We start from the raw sequence: 14599 nt of genomic DNA, 5'->3' as shown, positions 1-14599 counted from the left end.
AAATCTTTATCCCGGTGTCTTCCTTGAAGGCGAAGAACGAGCAGCGACAGCACGAGAGGAATGCGGAATGGCCGACTTTGAGTTCTTGGACGTGACGTGCCGGGAGGAGGTGGCCACCGTCCTGATGCGGCGACCGCCGGTCAACGCCGTGCATGGGGAGATGTACCGCGAGATCAAGGAGGTGTTCTCCCGGATCGAGGAGTACGCGCCGGAGGCTCGCGTGGTCATCCTGACGGGTGAGGGCCGGCACTTCTGCGGCGGCAACGATCTCGAAGAGTTCCGCACCATGACGCCGCAGAACTCACGGCCCCGGATGCAGGCCGTGCGGGAGGCGTTCTGGGCCATCTACGACTCGACGCTCCCGGTCATCGCCGCCGTCCAGGGCGTAGCCGTCGGAACCGGTGTCGCGCTCGCGGCCTCGGCCGACCTCGTGGTGGCCGCGCAGGGCGCGAAGTTCAGCCTGCCGGAGATCCAGGTCGGTGCGATGGGCGGCGCGAAGCACCTGTCCCGGCTGGTCCCGCAGGGTGTCGTGCGCCGGATGCACTTCACCGCGGACATGGTGCCCGTCGAGGAGCTGGTGCAGTACGGCGGCATCGTGAGCGTGGTGCCGGCGGAGCGGTTGCAGGAGGAGGCCTTCGACCTCGCCCGGCGGATCGCCCGGCACAGCCCGGTCGCGATCCGGGCCGCCAAGCGGAGCCTCAACCAGATCGAGTACATGGACCTCAAGTCCGGGTACCAGTTCGAGCAGGGGCTCACCGGTGAGCTGGCCGGGACCCACGACGCGAAGGAGGCGGTCGCAGCGTTCTTCGAGCGCCGCGAGCCCCAGTACATCGGCGAGTGACCGTCGTCGGGTCGAATCCGCCGGCCGCATTCGACCCACATCGTACCCGGCGGAGCCGCGCGATCGGAAAGGCCTGCCTCGCCTTGGGCTGAGGCCCGACTGGGCGGGGGCGAGCGATCATGACGGGAACGTTCCACACCGGTCATGACGTGGGGCGTCTTCCAATGCTTCAGAGGACATCTGTAGCATGCAGCCATGAGCGGCATCAACCAACCCATCGAGGCGCTCGCCCGTGGACTTCGGGTGCTTGAAGCCCTCTCCAGGTCTTCCGGAAGCATGGGCAACGGCCAAATCGCCCGTGTGACCAATCTGCCGCCCTCCACGGTGTCCCGCTTGACCGACAGCCTCGTGCGTCTCGGTTACCTGCAGATGGATTCCACCTCCGGGGCCTACAGTCTGACGGCGAAGAATCTCCAGCTGGGATATCCGGTTCTCGCGAACATCTCGATTCTCGGCCGGAGCCAGCGGGTCCTCAACACGCTCAGTGCGGACACCGGTCTCACCTCCGCGTTGGCGATCAGGGACGGCCTGTACCTCGCGACCGTCGCCACGGTACGCGGCAGACACCCGCACTCGGTCAGCCTGGCGGTCGGTGGACGACTCCCGCTCGCTATCTCCGCGTCCGGCATCGCTCTCATATCCGGGCTGGAGGAGCCGCACAAGACCAGGCTGGTGAAGGAGATCCGCGCCGATCTCCAGGCACGCGGCAGGAACGTGAGCGACTTCGACAGCCAGCTCAAGGCATGTGAGGAGACGACGGTGGCCGTCAGCCGGGGTGCCTGGCACGACGACATCGGCGGCATGGCGATGCTGATACGCAGCGGCGGCCAACCGTACGCGTTGGGAGTCGCCTTCAGGTCCAACGGCACTTCCGCCGAGCTCGGCAAGCTTCCTGTGCAAGCCCTCCGACGAGCCGCGGAGGAGCTTGCCGACTGAGTGCACGGTCGGTTGACGCCATGGTCGGGTCCGGTGCCGTTGTCTTCTCCGGTTCCCCATGTCGCCGCGCAGCGGGTCGGTGAGGTCGCCCCTGACCGACGACCAATCATGCGATCACTAACCTGACCGCTTACCAGGCCGACCCTGCCCACCTGGCCGACCGTCTGCACGGCCACTGGGGTGTCGGAGCCTTCCACCATGTCCGTGACCCCGCACGCCCCTTGACCGTGACCGCCCTCGGCGTTCAATTGATCGCGACCGCCCTCGGCGTCCAACGCGGCTAAATCAGATATCCCACTACTTTGCCGGGCCTGGCGGTTCCCATTCGACCCGGAGCCGCGTTTTCATTCCACAGAGCGGAAAGAGATTCCAGGCGGGATGTTGTGCGCCAAGCACCGGCCCCCTACGGTTGCGGCATCGAAAGTAAGGCGGCTTGTTTTTCGGCTTCATGGTAAGGATCCTGCGGCCCGATGAACGCGATCGGACGGGTTCGACATCGGGCCAGAGGAGCTCCCGCGGAAAAGATCGGTACGCCTGAGCCAAATTAGAGAACGTCAATGCAAATAGTTTGTCGCACCCTGTGCGGAAGGAACATGAGGAAATTGAAAAGAAGAACTCTTCTTGGAGTGGTTCCGGCGTTGAGCGCCATGCTGGTGCTCAGTGCGTGTGGTGGTGGCGGCCAGGCCAAGGGCGGTGCCGGCGAAACCATCACGATTAAGCTGGCCACCCCCACCGCCGGGTCGCACCACTGGTCGAAGAACGCCCTTCTGCCGTGGCAGAAGCTCGTTGAGGAGAAGACCAACGGCCGGGTCAAGGTGCAGCTGTACGAGGGCGGCACGCTTGGAACGTTCAACTCGGTCCTGACCGACCTGCAGGGTGGTCTCTACGACGTCGGCATGGTGGTTCCCAGCTACTTCATGAACTCGAAGATGTACCCGCTGAGCATCCTGACGCTCGGGTTCGCGTACCCCGATCCGGCCACGGGCGGCAAGATCGGCGCCGAGTTCTTCCAGAAGAATGCCGACAAGGTCAAGATCGACGGTGTCCGCAACCTGGGCGTCGCGGTCTCCGACAGCTACGTGTTCTTCTCGACGAAGCCGATCAAGACCCTCGCCGACATCAAGGGCATGAAGATCAGAGCCCAGGGCGCGGCGGACGCCGAGATCGTCAAGGCATGGGGGGGCGTGCCGGTCAACGTCCCCGTCCAGGAGAGCTACGAGGCGCTGCAGAAGGGTGTCGTCGAGGTCTCCCCGTACAGCTCCGTCGGTGCGCTCGGTCTCAAGATCCATGAGGTAGCGCCGTATTTGCTCGACACGAAGGCGTGGGGCACCGTCACCGTGCCGGCGATGAGCGAGAAGTTCCACGCCTCGCTGCCGGATGACCTGAAGAAGGTATTCGACCAGGAGCTCGGTCCGAAGCTCGCCGAGCTGATGCAGCAGTCCTACATCAAGGAGGAGGACGCCGCACGGCAGCAGCTCCCCGAACTGCTGAAGAAGAACGGTGGCGACTGGCTGAGTGTCAGCAGCGCCGACCTGGCCCAGTTCAAGGCGGGATCCCAGAGTCAGTGGGACGTCTGGATCAAGGACGCCAACAGCAAGGGCTACGACGGTCAAGGTCTTGTGCGCTCATACCTCGAGCTGATGTCGGCAGCGGGCGCCGAGCCGCCCGTCAAGGGCTGACAGACAGGACGGAGTGGACGGCTCGGCAGTCCGGGCAGCCGCCGGACGGGCGTCAACGAGTCGAACTCAATGGCGCCAGGTCCGGTGGCCTCGGCCACCGGCGGGCTAGCCGGTCCCCATAGAAGAGATGGAATGAGGTGAAACATGCTCCGGACAAGTATCGAGGCATTGAATCGAATTATGGGGTGGATCGCCTTCGCCGCGGCGGTCCTCCTGATGGTGATCACGGTCGTCGGCGTGGCCTCCCGCTGGGTTGGGCTTCCGCTGCTCGGGGTCGACGAACTCATCGCGCACACCATGGTCGTCCTGATCGCGTTCTCGCTGGCCTACACCCAGTCCAAGCGCTCCCACATCTCGGTCGATCTCATCGTGGAACGCCTGCCGGCCCGGGTGCAGGCCGTTTTCAACGCGGTCGGCAGTCTGCTCATCACGGGCATGGCGTTCACCATCGCCTGGATCTATGCGCAGGAGAACCTGGTCAAGGACGGCTCGGCCTCCATCTCCACGGGCCTGCTGAACATCCCGGCACTGCCGTTCAAGGTCGTTCTCGCGCTGGGATTCGCATCGTGGAGCCTGACCGCGCTGGTCCAATTGCTTGACCTACGGGCGGTGCCGGCGCATGGCGCGGAACGCGGGCCCGACGCTGACGTGGAGGCGAGTCACTGATGCCGTTGGAAATTATCGGCGCCGTGGTCCTGATCGCGATGCTGCTGCTGATGCTGGCGCGCGTACCGGTGGCCGTCTCCATGGCGATTCCCGCCATGATCGGGATCTACTATCTCTCCGGTTGGGAGGTGTTGTCGGCCGCGGTCAACTCCATCGTCTGGCAGCACACCCTCAGCTACTCGCTGGTGACCATTCCCATGTTCCTGCTCATGGGCGAGATACTGCACGTCTCCGGCATCACCGGCGAGCTCTACCAGGCATTTCGGGTCTGGACCGGGCGGATGCGGGGTGGACTGGCGGTGGCATCGATCGCGGCGTCCGCCGGGCTCGCCGCCGCCTCGGGATCGAGCATCGCCACGACCGCGACCATGGGCACCGTCTCCTCGAAGGAGATGCTCAACGCCGGTTACGACAAGGGCCTCGCCGGTGGGGCCATCGTCGCCGGGGGCGGCCTGGGGATCCTCATTCCCCCGAGCACGGTGCTGGTCATCTACGCGACGCTCACCGAGCAGTCCATCGGCAAGCTTCTCATCGCGGGCATCCTCCCCGGCATCATGCTGACCTTGCTCTTCATTCTCACGGTGGTGATCAGCGTCGGGTTCAACCCGCGGCTCGCGCCCGCCGGTCAGCCTAGTTCGTGGTCGGAGCGTCTGAGCTCGCTGAAGTACGTCATCTGGGTGCTGGTTCTCTTCGCCGTGGTGACCGGTGGAATGTACTCTGGCCTGTTCAGCCCGACCGAAGCCGCGTCGTTCGGGGCGCTCGCGGCGACCGTGATCGTCGCCCTGCGCAGGTCGATCGGCTGGAAGCAGTTTCTGACCGCGGTCACGAGCACCGTCAAGACGGTCGGGTTCGTCTTCGCGATCATCATCGCCGGCTTCATCCTGAACTACTTCCTCGCCATCACCAGGCTGCCCATCACGATCTCGGAGTACATCGGCGGCCAGACATTTCCGCCGGTGCTGCTCGCGGCCGCGCTGCTGCTCATGTACATGTTGCTGGGGTGCGTGATGGACGCCCTCGCCATGCTGGTCGTCACCCTCCCCATCGTCTTCCCGATCGTGCTCGCGATGGGATGGGATCCGATCTGGTTCGGCATCGTGATGGTCATCGTGATCGAGATGGGGATGATCACACCGCCGATCGGAATGAACTGCTTCGTCCTTCATGGCGTGGCCCCCGAGCTGGGCCTGAATCGGATCTTCGCCGGCGCGATTCGGTTCGTCATCCCGATGTTGATCGCGCTGATTCTGCTCTACGCCTTCCCCCAGATCGCGCTGTTCCTGCCAGGAAAGATGTAGCGATTCCGCGAGCGGGTGAATGGGAGCAGATCGCTGAAAGGACGCCGCACCGGGGGTGCGGCGCATCGCTAGGAGACGATTGATGGATGTCGAAGACGTGAGCAGCCGCCTCCTCGCGGCGGCGGCTCCGCACCTGAACAACCCCGGCCCTCGTCGCTGGTCCCCCCGGCCGATCGAAGTGTCGGCGGTGTGGAACTTCTGCGAAGCGGTGGAGGACGGGAATCCGGTCTACTGGGACCACGAGCGCGCGACCAGTTCGCGGTTCGGGCGGATGATCGCCCCGCCGCAGGCGCTCTGGGCGCTGAGCATGCGCAACTGGTGGCTGCCGGAGTACTTCCGTGACCGGGATGACCTCGTCGGACTGGGAAACGACAGCATCCCCTCAATGATCGCACGGCAGATCGTCCAGGACTTCGGCTTCAACACGGCGACGAACGTGACACGCAGTGAGGAGTACCTTGAGCCGTTCGGCCCCGGAGACGGTCGGCTCGGGCAGTCCGAGACTCTCGTCGGCCTGAGCGGGGTGAAACGCACCCGGGTGGGCATGGGCGTTTTTCTCAACACGGAGATCGAGTTCGTCACGGAGAAGGACGACCGCCTGGTGGCCCGCGCCCACAACACCTTGTTGATGTACCAGCCGTTCGCCGCTGAGGAGGCCTGAGTAATGGTGCGAGCCGAAGCGGTTTCACACGCGGAGATACCGGACGGGATGGAGCTTGCTCCGCTGCGGATCGCGGTGACCGCCACCACGTTGGCGAAGGACGTGGCCGGGACCCGGGACCTGTACCCGATTCATCATGACCACGAGTTCGCCAAGGCGGCGGGCGCTCGGAACATCTTCCTCAACACGATGTGGTACCAAGGCGTCCTCGGCCGCTACGCGACCGACTGGGGCGGCCCCGAGTCGTTCGTCCGGCGGTTGTCATTCGAGATGCGGGCCACGAACTGTCCGGGTGACACCCTCACCGTGCGCGGCACGGTCGTAGGCACCTCGGTCACCGATGACGAGACGCTGGTGAACCTCGACGTTCGCATCGACAACCAGTTGCAGCAGGACACGGTGACGGCGCGGCTGACGCTTGGGCTGCCGCGGCCCGCGCAGTGACCCGAGCGCCTTTGTCCACCAATCCCCGACCGCGCCGACGCGGTGGGCAACGTCAAGGAAATTCCCCGTGTTTCTCAGCTACACCGACGAGCAACTCGAGCTTCAACGCGAGCTGGACGGCTACTTCGGCGACCTGCTCACCCCGCAGGTGCGGGCCGGCCTGCGGGCCGAGCCACGATGCGGGCCGACGACGCGGCGGCTACGGCGGCGGCTGGGTCAGGACGGCTGGCTGGGCGTGAGCTGGCCACCCGAGTTCGGCGGGCGCGGCATGTCCGTCCTCGCCGAGCAGGTCGTCTTCGACGCGGGCTACCGGGCGGGCGTCCCGCTGCCGTTCCTCGGGCTGAAGACGGTCGGCCCCACCCTGATGGCGTTCGGCTCCGCCGATCAGAAGGCGCTCTACCTTCCGGCGATCGTCGCCGGGGAGGTCGAATGGGCGATCGGATACTCCGAACCCGAGGCCGGCAGCGACCTCGCCGCGCTGACGACCCGAGCGGTGCGCGACGGCGACGAGTACGTCATCAACGGCAGCAAGATCTTCACGACGGGCGCGGACACGGCGGACCACATCTGGCTGGCGGCTCGGACCGGGCCGGTCGAGGCGCGGCATCGCAATCTCTCGGTGTTCATCGTGCCCACCGGTAGTCCGGGTTTCAGCGCCACGCCGCTGCCGGTCATGACCGACAAGCACACCGCGTTCAGTTTCTACGAGAACGTGCGGGTGCCGGTGGCGAACCTGGTCGGCGCCGAGAACGACGGATGGAAGATCATTACGAGCCAGCTCAACCGAGAGCGGGCCGGAATCGCGGCTCGATCCGGGAGCTGGTCGCAGCAGGCGTTCGACGATGTCGTCACCTGGGCCCGCGAGCACACCACACCCTCGGGGCGCCGGATCATCGATCTGCCGTCGGCTCGGATGCCGCTGGCTCGGGCCTGGACCCTCGTCGAGGCGATGAAGCTGTCGACCTGGCGGGTCACCGCCGCCCTGGCTGAGGGAACGCTGACGGCGGCCGAGTCATCCGCCGCGAAGGTCCTCGCGACAGAGGCACATCAGGAGGTCGCCCGGCTGCTGCTCGAGGTCATGGGGCCGGCGGGCGCGCTCAAGGCCGGGTCACCCGGGGCCGAGCTGCAGGGGCGGGTCGAGCAGGAGTACCGCACGGCTGTCCTGTACACCTTCGGCGGCGGGAACAACGAGATTCAACGAGAGATCATCGCATGGACCGGGCTCAACCTACCTCGGGGGACGAGATGAGCGACCCCACACCGCCCGCACCTCGGCGGCCACAGCCGTTGATCGACCAGGAGAACGAATTCTTCTGGGAAGGCGTCAAGCTGGGCGAGCTGCGCGTGCAGCAATGCGACGCATGCCGGTGCCTCATCCACCCGCCCCTTCCACACTGCGCCTCGTGCGGGTCGTTCGATCTGGGACACCGCAGCGTCTCGGGGCGCGGAACCGTTTACAGCCATGCGACCGTTCACCGGCCGCTGGTGCCACCGTTCACCGAACCATATTCGGTCGTCGTGGTCGAGTTGGCGGAGGGAGTCCGGTTGGTGTCTCAGCTCGTCGGCGTCCCGCCGGGCGACGTCGCCATCGGACTTCCGGTGGAGGTCGAGTTCACAGAGGTGGAAGAGGGGCTCACGCTGCCGCTCTTCCGCCCGATTCACGGTGAGAGCGGTTGAGTTGATGGACTTCAGTCTGAGTGAGGAACAGCGGGCGATCCATTCGGCCGCGGAAAGCATCTTCGGTCCCCGCTCCGCCGCCTCGGCCGGCCACCAGGCGCCTCCCGGCCCGGCCGAGTCGTTCGACTCCGAGGCCTGGGCCGACATGGCGAGGGCCGACCTGCTCGGTATCGCGGTCGGCGAGGAGTTCGGTGGATCCGGCCTCGGTCTTCTCGAGGCGTGCGCCCTGCTGCGGGCGCAGGGTAACCACCTGATCCGGGTTCCCGCCGGTCCGGCCCTGGCCGTCGCGGCACCCGCGATCGAACGGTTCGGATCCGGCGCCCTGCGCGAGTCGGTCCTGGCCCGAGTGGTGACGGGTGACTGCATCCTGTCCACCGCACTTGTCGAAGCCGGGGCGCACGATCCATCCGACGTCGGAGTGTCGGCGCGGCCCGGCCCGGCGGGGACCTGGCTGGTCACCGGTGAAAAGATCTGCGTACCGTACGCCGGGCTCGCGGAGCGCATCCTGACCCCGGTCCGCACCCCGGATTCCGGGATCGCCGTCGCCGCCATCGATCCCGGCGCGGCCGGTGTCCGGTTGACGCCGCAGCAGGCGACCCACGACGAGCCGGTGTACCAGGTCCGCTTCGACGACGCGGTGATCGGTGAGGGCGACATACTCGGGCGCGGGGCGGAGGAACGCGCGGAGGCGTTCAGCTGGGTCCTCCAGCGATCCACGGTCGCGGTCTGCGCGCTGCAGCTCGGAGTAGCGGAGCAGATCCTGGCGATGACCACTTCCCACGTCTGTGAGCGGCGACAGTTCGGACGCCGGCTCGGCGCCTTCCAAGGGGTCGCGCTGCGCCTGGCCGACGCCTATCTCGCGGTGGAGTGCATCCGGAACAGCATGTGGCAGGCCGCCTGGGCGTTGTCGGACGGACGCGATGCCGCGCAGGCCGTCAGGCTGGCCAAGTACTGGGCCGCCGAGTCCGGCCAGAAGCTCGCGGTGATCGGGCAGCACCTGCACGGTGGGGTCGGTGTCGACATCGAGTATCCGTTGCACCGCTACACCCTCTGGGCGAAGTCGCAGGAACTCAGCCTCGGCTCGGCCCACCCGATGTTGGACCAGATCGGACGCCACCTGGCCGACGCCGGCACAGCGGCGGTGGGGCCCAGCCCCGGCGACCCGTACCGGCCGAGCGGTGTCGAACCGGCGGAGATGAGCTGACGATGGAACAGTTGAGGGACAAGGCCGCGATCGTCGGCATCGGACAGACGGAGTTCTCCAAGAACTCGGGGCGCAGCGAACTGCGGCTGGCGATCGAGGCCGTGAAGGCGGCGATCGCGGACGCCGGACTTCGACCCGAGGACGTTGACGGGCTGACCACGTACACGCGTGACTCGAGCCAGGAAATCGACATCGCCAGAGCGCTCGGTCTGGGGCCGCTGACCTTCTTCTCGCGGGTGGGTTACGGCGGCGGTGCCTCCTGCGCCGTGGTGCAGCAGGCGGCGCTCGCGGTGGCCGCCGGCGTGGCCAAGACCGTGGTGATCTATCGTGCGATCAACGCGCGCTCCAGCCGGCGATACGGGGCCGGGCGGCGTTCGCACTCCGCCTCGGCTGAGGGATTCGACTCGGTGATGAGCTGGGTCGCCCCGTACGGGCTGTTCACGCCGGCCGGTTGGGTGGCGCCGTTCGCTCGGCGGTACATGCACGAGTTCGGCGCGACGAGCGAAGACTTCGGGCGGGTGAGCGTCGTGGGGCGCAAACACGCCGCGCGCAATCCGAATGCCTGGTTCTATGACAGGCCCATCACCCTGGCCGAGCACCAGGCCTCGCCGTGGATCGTGGAGCCGCTCCACCTGCTGGACTGCTGCCAGGAAAGCGACGGCGGCGTCGCCATCGTGGTCACCAGCGCCGAGCGGGCGCGAGAACTCACCGACCGGCCCGTCATGATCAGGGCGGTGGCCCAGGGTGCCGCGGCCGACCAGCACATGATGACCAGCTACTACCGGCCGGACGAGCAGATGGTGGAGCTGCCCGAGATGGCGCTCGTGGCGCGCCAGCTCTATTCGGCCGCTTCCCTGGGCCCGGAGGACATCCAGGCCGCGATCATCTACGACCACTTCACACCGCTTGTCCTACCGCAACTGGAGGCCTTCGGCTTCTGCGGCAGGGGAGAGGCGAAGGACTTCATCCGTGACGGTCACCTGGAACTGGACGGCCGGCTTCCGACCAACACGAACGGCGGCCAACTCGGTGAGGCCTACATTCACGGCATGAACGGAGTGCTCGAAGCCGTACGACAGATCCGCGGATCCTCCTGCAACCAGCTCGCCGAGGTGGAGCATGTCCTGGTCACCGCCGGCACCGGGGTGCCGACGAGCGGCCTCATCCTGGGGCGGGACGGATGAGCGCAAGGGTGATCGCGCCACTTCGCCAGGCGCGACGTGTGCCCGTGTGACCGCCGTATCCCCCGTCCGTTTACCGTCCTTGGAGGAATGGCATGCCGCTTTACCCGGACGCCTTCGGAACAAAGAAGACCCTCACCGTTAACGGCAGCCGCATGACGTACGTGGAGGAGGGCGAGGGGGACGCGATCGTGTTCCAGCACGGCAACCCGACCTCGTCGTATCTCTGGCGCAACGTCATGCCGCACTGCCGGGGGCTCGGGCGGCTCATCGCGTGCGACCTCATCGGCATGGGCGACTCGGACAAGCTTTCCCCGTCCGGGCCCGACCGGTATCGCTACGCGGAGCAACGCGACTACCTCTTCGCTCTCTGGGACGCCTTGAATCTGGGGGACCGGGTCGTGTTCGTCCTGCACGACTGGGGGTCGGCCCTGGGCTTCGACTGGGCGAACCGGCACCGGGACCGCGTCCAGGGCATCGCGTACATGGAGGGCATCGTCACGCCGGTCACCTGGGACGACTGGCCCGAGAACGCGCGTCGGGTCTTCCAAGGCTTCCGCTCCCCGGCGGGCGAGGAGATGGTGCTCGAGAAGAACACCTTCGTCGAGCGGGTGTTGCCGGCCTCGGTCATCAGATCGCTCACCGAGGCGGAGATGAACGAGTACCGGCGGCCGTTCGCCCGGCCAGGCGAAGATCGCCGTGCCACGTTGACCTGGCCGCGACAGATCCCGATCGACGGCGAGCCGGGCGACGTGGCCGAGGTGGTGCGGGACTACTCCGCGTGGCTGAGCACGAATGACGTGCCGAAGCTGTTCGTCAACGCCGAGCCCGGCTCGATCCTGACCGGGCGACAGCGCGAGTTCTGCCGAAGCTGGCCGAACCAGCGCGAGGTGACCGTGCGGGGAAGTCACTTCATCCAGGAGGACAGCCCCGACGAGATCGGCCGGGCCGTGGCCGAGTTCGTTCGCGAACTGCGGCGGTGAGCACGCCAGGCGCGCCGGCGAGGTGCCGGCGCTATCGCCGGCCCCTCGCCGGCGATAGCGCTGGGCACGCCGGCCATGCCGGCGTGTCCGGATCCTGACCCGGGAACGCCGGACATGCGAGAAGAGCCCCGCCACCGGGCGGGGCTCTTCTCGCATGTCCGGCTGTCCACGGCCATCACCGGGGATCCGTGGATGCCCAGGTCAGATGCGCGTCGGCGGTCAGCCGGCCTTTCGCGCAGCACAGGTCGGCGCCTCGAATACCACGCCGTCCAGGAAGTTACCGGCCGTCGGGGTGCCTCCCGCGGCCGACACCGACTCGAAAGCGAATCGTGTGGTGGTCTGTCCCGGAGGCACGACGTACACCCCGGTGTAGTGGCGCCAGGCGGTGTCGTCGTCGGAGATGTCCGGGGAGGAGGCCCCCGTAGGGATTTGAGCCACGGTCGCGCCTGGTGCGCCGATGAGCACCCGCATCACGTCGGTACCGAGGCGGCCTCGGTGATACAGCGACCAGGTCATCGGTGTTCCCGGAACGGTGGGCAGATCCTGGTAGAGCGTGGAGACCTGGTTGGCGTTGAGTTCGGCGAACTGCTGGCCGTCGGCTGCCGGGACCCCGCTCGCGCCGCCGCGCCAGAACTCCAGCTTGTTGTCGGTGGCGGTGGTGTGCCAGCCGACGCTCGGGTTGACGGAGGCGTCGGGGATGGAGTAGTCGATCGTGGCCACGGGTGGTGTCTCGAAGCTGCCGTTGGCCAGGTTGACCGGTGTGTAGTCACAGATGACGGTGACGGTGACCGTGGCGGTGCTGGTTCCGCAGGCGGTGGTGATGGTGTAGGTGAAGGTGTCGGTGCCGCTGAAGCCTGCGGCGGGTGTGTAGATCACGTTGCCGCCGGAGATCGTCGCGGTGCCGTTGCCGGGCTTGGTGACGCCGCTGATCGTCGGTGCGGTCGCGGTGTCGTTGGCCAGGACGGGCACGCTGACGGGTGTGCCCCGGGTGACGGTGGTGGTGGCGCTGTCGTCTACGGCCCTGGTGGGCGAGATGGACTGCCCGCCCACGATCTGGATCGGGGGGGCGGCCGTGTTGTTTCCGAGCTGGCCCGGAGCGGCGAAGACGCTGCTGATCCCGGTCGGCCGGATGGTCATGCTGCGCCCGATGGTGCCCTGCCTGACCTGGAAGGTGATGACCTTCGCAGGTGGGTCGGTCTTGGTGCCCGGCGAGGTGATCGACAGGGTGTTACCACTGATGGTGCCGGTCCCCGACTGGCCGATGACATCGGCGTTGGCCAGCAGCGACGACAGGTCCCAGGTGGTGGTGTAGCTCCTGACCAGCAGCGGCCACTGGGCCGTGCGGTGCGCCAGGGTGAGGGTGAAGGTGCCGCCCGGGGTGATCTGCCCGCCCCACAGGGACGGGGCGGTGTTGACGGAGATCGCCCCGCTGCCCAGCCGCATGCCGAACGCGTTCTTCCAGTAGTACTCGACGGGGTAGGCCGCCTGCCCTGGCCGGACACAGGGCGCGGCGGCGGCCTGCGCAACGGCCTGCCGCCCCGTGGTGGCGGCCTGCGCACCGGTGTCGGCCGCCACCGGCGTTCCCGATGTGACCAGCAGCGCCGCTAGGGCGCAGGTGAGCGCGGTGAGCGCGGATCTGGATCGTTGTGACATCAACACTGAACTCCACTCTGTCGCGAGGGATGCCCTCGTAGATCGACTTCACGATGAAGTTACTCTGCGTGTTCGATCTGTTGCGTCAGATGTTGAGTTGGGTGATCTCCGTGTCGCGGTAGCTGTCAAACCGATTGAGACATCAGGCTACTTGTGGTGTTTGTGCTGAGGTCTCGGGCCTTTCTCAACCCCGGCGAGGAGCGACGCCCGGTTCACCGGTGATCCCGGACCTAGCCCCTGCTGCCGCCCCGGACGGTTGGCTCGCGCTTTCCCACGCTCTCCACCTTGCTCGCCGGAGGAGCCTTGACGGTCACCCGACTGCCCCACCCGGTGTAACGGGTCTCAACGCTGAGCTGCCTGTCCTCCGCCACTGCCGCACTGACGTGGGTGCTTCCCGGATAAACGGTGACCAGTCGCTGGGGGAGTCGGTCGGAGCCCAGGGTGAGCCTGAAGCGCAGCACCGCGGCCTTACTGTCCTTGGACATCCTGACCAGGCTGACGTTCCGCAGCCAGGGGGAGATCTTCTCCAGCGCGCCGAAGCTGATCGTGCCCGAGTAGGTGCGCCCCGTTCGCTTCCCCTTTGTGATCAGGGCCTTCAGGGTCGCTGGTTCGGCCACGTTCACCAACTGGCCGTACCAGCCGCTGAAGCCGGCGCTCATGCCGTTCGGGTGTTTGATCCAGGTCTTGCCTTTCGGCGGTGCCCAGGGCCCGCCGGAGTAGTAGCTGGTGGTGCCGATCCTGATCGTCCGCTCCGGTCTGTCCAGCGCCCACGAGATGATCTCAGATGTCTCTGGGGCGTCAGTGGTGCGCTTCGCGCTGACGTCGGAGGCGACGATCCCGGCCCTGCCGAACTGGAAGGAACCGGTGCGCTTGAAGAAGGATGTGTTCCCGGTGAACTCGACCAGAGTGGTGACGTCGGTGAACTTCACCCCCTTGCCCGCGACGAACTGGCTCTTCAACGCCTTGACCGGATCCGCGGCGGCGGCTTGAACAGGGGTCACGGCCACGGACGTGGTGACCAAGGTCGCGGCGATACACGCGATCACTCGCTTCACGGTGATTTCCTCTCAGCCCGTACGGGAAGGGAAATCCTGCCGGGCCTTGATCACGAACGCGTCTCGTAACGTGTGGCTCCACCGTCCGGCTCCTTCCCCGTAGGGGACGGGCAGGGTGGCGTCGTGTCCGGGGAGTCCGAGAACAGCGTCATCCGCGCCGAGTTCCCCGTGAACTACGCGCAGTTCTACCTGCTCGACGGCAACAAGTATCGAACCGCGCATCCAGAACCGGGAGCACCTGGAGAGTCAAGCGCGGGCATTCTGTGAACCGTGCGCGGAGGGTGTGTCCAGTTAACGACACGCCCGGGAATGTGGATCTAC

15 protein-coding genes are annotated in these 14599 nt (G+C 66.7%); 13 read left to right on the top strand and 2 right to left on the bottom strand.

Annotated features, from left to right (window positions below; translation table 11 throughout):
• The first annotated feature begins 67 nt into the window (after positions 1-67).
• The 12 genes from OIE13_RS27870 to OIE13_RS27815 all read left to right on the top strand — a co-directional run bounded on the left by OIE13_RS27870 (position 68) and on the right by OIE13_RS27815 (position 11570).
• Positions 68-841, top strand: coding sequence for an enoyl-CoA hydratase-related protein (locus OIE13_RS27870; protein WP_326828921.1), 774 nt, complete (start codon positions 68-70; stop codon positions 839-841).
• Between the two features lie 195 nt (positions 842-1036).
• Positions 1037-1777: an IclR family transcriptional regulator gene (locus OIE13_RS27865; protein ID WP_326635048.1), complete on the top strand. Its 741-nt coding sequence runs from the start codon at positions 1037-1039 to the stop codon at positions 1775-1777.
• Between the two features lie 647 nt (positions 1778-2424).
• On the top strand, positions 2425-3456 hold the full coding sequence (locus OIE13_RS27860; RefSeq protein ID WP_326830315.1) for a TRAP transporter substrate-binding protein: 1032 nt from the start codon (positions 2425-2427) through the stop codon (positions 3454-3456).
• A 144-nt stretch (positions 3457-3600) separates the two neighbouring features.
• The gene (locus OIE13_RS27855) at positions 3601-4122 is read left to right on the top strand and encodes a TRAP transporter small permease subunit (RefSeq protein ID WP_326828920.1); all 522 of its coding nucleotides are present in this window, start codon (positions 3601-3603) and stop codon (positions 4120-4122) included.
• Entirely contained in the window at positions 4122-5420 is a 1299-nt protein-coding gene (locus OIE13_RS27850; protein ID WP_326635051.1) for a TRAP transporter large permease, read from the top strand. The genes OIE13_RS27855 and OIE13_RS27850 overlap by 1 nt, the downstream gene beginning before the upstream one ends.
• Before the next feature lie 82 nt (positions 5421-5502).
• Complete coding sequence (locus OIE13_RS27845) at positions 5503-6081, top strand: FAS1-like dehydratase domain-containing protein (protein ID WP_326635053.1); 579 nt, start codon at positions 5503-5505, stop codon at positions 6079-6081.
• A 3-nt stretch (positions 6082-6084) separates the two neighbouring features.
• Entirely contained in the window at positions 6085-6525 is a 441-nt protein-coding gene (locus tag OIE13_RS27840; protein ID WP_326635055.1) for a MaoC/PaaZ C-terminal domain-containing protein, read from the top strand.
• Between the two features lie 67 nt (positions 6526-6592).
• Complete coding sequence (locus tag OIE13_RS27835; protein WP_326828919.1) at positions 6593-7774, top strand: acyl-CoA dehydrogenase family protein; 1182 nt, start codon at positions 6593-6595, stop codon at positions 7772-7774.
• 38 nt (positions 7775-7812) lie between these two features.
• Positions 7813-8202, top strand: coding sequence for a Zn-ribbon domain-containing OB-fold protein (locus tag OIE13_RS27830; protein WP_326635059.1), 390 nt, complete (start codon positions 7813-7815; stop codon positions 8200-8202).
• Between the two features lie 4 nt (positions 8203-8206).
• Positions 8207-9406 carry an acyl-CoA dehydrogenase family protein gene (locus OIE13_RS27825; RefSeq protein WP_326635061.1) on the top strand — a complete coding sequence of 400 codons (1200 nt, stop codon included), beginning with the start codon at positions 8207-8209 and terminating at the stop codon, positions 9404-9406.
• 2 nt (positions 9407-9408) lie between these two features.
• Positions 9409-10590 carry a lipid-transfer protein gene (locus tag OIE13_RS27820; RefSeq protein ID WP_326635063.1) on the top strand — a complete coding sequence of 394 codons (1182 nt, stop codon included), beginning with the start codon at positions 9409-9411 and terminating at the stop codon, positions 10588-10590.
• 92 nt (positions 10591-10682) lie between these two features.
• Complete coding sequence (locus tag OIE13_RS27815; RefSeq protein WP_326635064.1) at positions 10683-11570, top strand: haloalkane dehalogenase; 888 nt, start codon at positions 10683-10685, stop codon at positions 11568-11570.
• 219 nt (positions 11571-11789) lie between these two features.
• Here the strand turns inward: OIE13_RS27815 and OIE13_RS27810 are convergent, their stop codons facing one another.
• Positions 11790-13223 carry an Ig-like domain-containing protein gene (locus OIE13_RS27810; protein WP_326635066.1) on the bottom strand — a complete coding sequence of 478 codons (1434 nt, stop codon included), beginning with the start codon at positions 13221-13223 and terminating at the stop codon, positions 11790-11792.
• Positions 13224-13453: 230 nt separating this feature from the next.
• Positions 13454-14278, bottom strand: a complete 825-nt coding sequence (locus tag OIE13_RS27805; RefSeq protein WP_326828918.1) for a hypothetical protein — start codon at positions 14276-14278, stop codon at positions 13454-13456.
• A gap of 123 nt (positions 14279-14401) precedes the next feature.
• Between OIE13_RS27805 and OIE13_RS27800 the strand changes: the two genes are divergently transcribed.
• A complete protein-coding gene (locus OIE13_RS27800) occupies positions 14402-14545 on the top strand; it encodes a hypothetical protein (RefSeq protein WP_326828917.1) in 144 nt (47 codons plus the stop codon).
• Positions 14546-14599 lie beyond the last annotated feature (54 nt).

The sequence above is a fragment of the Streptosporangium sp. NBC_01810 genome, assembly GCF_035917355.1.
Taxonomy (GTDB): Bacteria; Actinomycetota; Actinomycetes; order Streptosporangiales; family Streptosporangiaceae; genus Streptosporangium.
Note: the sequence above shows the minus strand (reverse complement) of the source record. Positions and strands in the feature narration are given on the sequence as shown.